The sequence below is a fragment of the Vulcanococcus sp. Clear-D1 genome, assembly GCF_014654725.1.
Classification (GTDB): Bacteria; Cyanobacteriota; Cyanobacteriia; order PCC-6307; family Cyanobiaceae; genus Vulcanococcus.
Map to the genome: position 1 here is coordinate 1 of NZ_JACVZV010000022.1, position 3,854 is coordinate 3,854.

Consider the following 3,854-nt stretch of genomic DNA (forward strand, 5'->3'; position numbering starts at 1 on the left):
CGACTGAGACCCGTTCTGTCGCAGCGGGTCTCGCACTTGTGTCGGTCAGCCAGCACACGACCTGTTCGCTCACTGCCATCACAACATCTGGTTGTCGGCCGCAACGATGAGCTTGGCGGCTGAAGCATCGTGCCGCGAGATTGCTGTACCTGTGGAGGCGCGGAGTTCATTCAGCCCTTGCTTTTTTGATGCGCATTGGCTGCGGCCTTGGCGTTGAACCAGGGTATGACTACGATTGAGTTCAACCGCCGAGCTCTGATGTCTCTGATGCGCACCGAGACGCCTCCCGAGCGCGTAGAGCGCACCGATGATCAGGGTGCGGTGATCGGCTACAGCCTGGTGAGCACCAGCGAGTGGGACAGCTGGAGCGAGCACTACGACCTGCAGGACCAGTGGGTGGGCAGCTCCTACAAGAGCGTGGATGGTGATTGGGAAGACACACGCCGTATCGACCCACCCGATGTCCCCTATGGGGACGCGCCGCTTAGTTACGCGGTGGAGACGTCTGGCTCCTGGGCTGATGAAGGGGCTTACACCCGCCTGGAGGTCTTCGACACTGCCGGACAACTCGTGTACAGCACCGCCAGCTACGCCGATGGCTCCTCAGAGCAGTACAGCCTGTTGCCCACCGCGGCGGAGGACGGCAGCATCAGCGGATACACCGGCACCTGGGTCTGGATCGACGCCGATGGTCAGCAATCCAGCTGGGATCAGGCTTTCGACACCGATCTGATTCCCGTTGACACTGCCAAGACGGATCGCGTGGAACGCACCGGTGAGCAGGGTGAGGTGATCGGCTACAGCCTGGTGAGCACCAGCGAGTGGGACAGCTGGAGCGAGCACTACGACCTGCAGGACCAGTGGGTGGGCAGCTCCTACAAGAGCGTGGATGGTGATTGGGAAGACACACGCCGTATCGACCCACCCGATGTCCCCTATGGGGACGCGCCGCTTAGTTACGCGGTGGAGACGTCTGGCTCCTGGGCTGATGAAGGGGCTTACACCCGCCTGGAGGTCTTCGACACTGCCGGACAACTCGTGTACAGCACCGCCAGCTACGCCGATGGCTCCTCAGGGCAGTACAGCCTGTCGCCCACCGCGGCGGAGGACGGCAGCATCAGCGGTTACACCGGCACCTGGGTCTGGATCGACGCCGATGGTCAGCAATCCAGCTGGGAAGACGATGGCTTCCGGCCTGAGTTGATGGTCGACATGGCCGCGACCAATAAGCGTGGCGGAGCGATGGTGGAGCCACTGCCGCTCACGAGCGAGCAGGGGTCGATTCGCCTCAATACGCCTGAGTACGCCCAGATTACCCATGCCACTCTCGAGGGGCGCCGCAACGATAACCTGCGCGGGAATGATCTCGACAACGTTCTTGTTGGTAACGACGGTAACAATCGAATCAATGGCGGGCGTGGATCGGATCGCCTCACAGGAGGCAAGGGAACCGATGTGTTTGTCTTGCGACCCCATCGGCATGCAGTGGATACCATCACCGACTTCAATCCGCGTCGCGACATCCTGGAGCTCAACGGTGAGCGCCTTGGCCAGCTCTTCCGCGATGGTGAACTTCGCCGCGGAGTGCTCGGTGAACAGCTGCGCTTTGATGCTGAGCAGCAAACCTTGCTGTATTGGCCAGCCAACGAAGCAGATCAATCCCAGCGGCCCATCGCCTTGGCTGTGATCGTGGGATTATCCGCTCCTCAGTTTGAGGATCACGCACAACGCATGATCATTCAGTGATTAGACGCTGAGCAAGGTGTCAACGGTGTAGGTTTTATTCCCCACGATGATCTGCTCCACGCCTTTGAGTGCATTGAGATCGTCGCTTCCGGCCATGGCAACTTTGAGCCAGTTGCCATCCTGCTCAAACGACAAGTCTTTGAACCGAATACGGCCGATCCCTGTATTGAAATCAACCGTATCGATCCCTGCGCCACCAAGAATCCTGTTGGAGCCCAGGTAGGGACTGATCAGATCATCACCCTTCATGCCACGCAGGACATTGTTGGTGGCATTCCCCACAATCCGGTCGTCGCCCGATCCACCGATCGCTTGTTCAATGGTGACTCCAGCAGCAATGGTGAAACCCCCGCCGGGCCGCTCTGCGATGGGAAGGCTGGATATCTCCGAACGGGATATCTCGGAAATGTATCCGGCAACTCCCTTGGCTGAGCGGGTCTGAATCTCTGACTGTAGTTCGACGACTTGATTGAGGCCTTGGTAATAGTCGACCAGCGTGATTGTATTGAACGCTCCCTCTGCGAGGAAGGTTGTGATGTCATCCAACAGGGGTTCGTAATCGTCAGTGAGCTGCCGGAGAGCTGCTTGTGCTTGCGCGAGGGCGCGCGCCAAGCGTGGAGAGGCATCGTTGGGCAAAGCCTCGCCTTTCTGAAGGAGCTGATAGGCGCCATTGAAGCCATAGGCGCCGTACAGACGCGTGAGAGATTCCTCGAGGCTGGCTAGCGTCGATTTGAATTCAGATTCAAGATCTTGGCCTTCAGCGCGGCCCATTCCATCGAGCTCGGAGAGGAACGTGTTGAGCTGATAGTGCATTTTCATGCCGCTGCCCAGTAGTGCGCCTGGGCGTGATGAGGCGGCATTGACCAGATAGTCAAGCGCTACCTTGAAAGGGCTCCAAGCTGCCCCCCAGCTGTACTGCTCCTGTGGCATGCCTGTTTCTGGTTGGGCGGTATTCATTTCGGCTGGGCGCAGAGAAATCACCGCATCCACATCCAATCCTTTGGCACTCAGCGTGTCGATGCCGCCGGCATCCCAGATGCAGGCCCAAGACTTGTGGCCTGGTTGGGTTTGTTCGTAGAGGCTATAGACGTCGTTGCCGGCCCGGGTTGCGCGGTTCGCCCCATACTTGATCTGGGCGGCCAAGAGTTCGAGTGCCATGGGGGTCACCGCGGGCACTATATCCGGGTCTCCACCACTTTGAACCGTCCTATTGTAGGACATTATGGTGTAAACATTCTGATTAAGACCGTATAGACCTGTGCCATTATTTGCTGCGCTGTCGCCTGCTTGAATTCCAGGGAAAACCCCGGAGGGCACACTGCCAAGCCCCTCATCGTGCGGATGGCTCATGCCAATTCCGTGGCCAACCTCGTGAATGATGGTCTGCATAAAGCGAGCATCATCGGGGCCCAGATTCCGAAAAATGGAATGATTCAGATCATGCGGGAGTGGCGTTGGCGAAGGGGCCGGCGCAGATCCAATCTCCTCGGCCTCTCCGAGTGATTCGTTCAGTGCAAACGAAGCTTCGCTGATGACTCGATCAATCAACAACCCGCTGTGGGAGCCACCCAGTGTTCCCCATCCTGGAATGACCCCATTGTTTTTGTATTTTGCCAGGGTCACAAAAACATCGGACTGTGTTGGGTCTTCGATGAAGCGGAAGTGGATATCGGCTACATCTGTCCAGGCTTGATAGCCCTGCTTAATGGCCTGCCGCGCTGGCCTTCGAACGCGTCCGATCGGGTTGCCGTCCTGGATCCACTCTTGGCCGACCGCTTTTGCTGCATACCAGGCAAGACTGTTGAGATCAAACCGCGCGGCATCCCCGGGCTGAAGGATTGCAATCTCAACGTCGACGGGAATGAGTGAGGATGAGCCCCATTTGGCGTTGTAAGTAATCCCATCAATCCAGGGATTATTGCCGTTGGTGAAGAGGCCGCCTTGCTCCAGGGTGATTGTTGTCATGGCTGCGGCTCGGGCTCAGAACTATGAATTCATCATGACTCGCTTGTCGCACAAGTCAAGCAAGTTGGATCAACGCAGTGGTTTCTCTGCATCGCTTCGTCCGTAACGGTCTTCAAAGCGCACGATGTCGTCCTCGCCCAGGT

General features: G+C 58.0%; 2 protein-coding genes. One reads left to right on the forward strand and one right to left on the reverse strand.

What is annotated here, in order from left to right:
- The first annotated feature begins 225 nt into the window (after positions 1 to 225).
- Entirely contained in the window at positions 226 to 1,746 is a 1,521-nt protein-coding gene (locus tag H9532_RS09285) for a hypothetical protein (protein ID WP_296367682.1), read from the forward strand.
- Here the strand turns inward: H9532_RS09285 and H9532_RS09290 are convergent, their stop codons facing one another.
- The gene (locus tag H9532_RS09290; RefSeq protein WP_296367684.1) at positions 1,747 to 3,711 is read right to left on the reverse strand and encodes a M10 family metallopeptidase C-terminal domain-containing protein; all 1,965 of its coding nucleotides are present in this window, start codon (positions 3,709 to 3,711) and stop codon (positions 1,747 to 1,749) included.
- Between the last annotated feature and the right edge of the window lie 143 nt (positions 3,712 to 3,854).

Bases quoted from the DNA above. Each gene is read 5' to 3' on its own strand.
- H9532_RS09285 (WP_296367682.1), top strand. From the start codon at position 226: ATGACTACGATTGAGTTCAACCGCCGAGCTCTGATGTCTCTGATGCGC.
- H9532_RS09290 (WP_296367684.1), bottom strand. From the start codon at position 3,711: ATGACAACAATCACCCTGGAGCAAGGCGGCCTCTTCACCAACGGCAAT.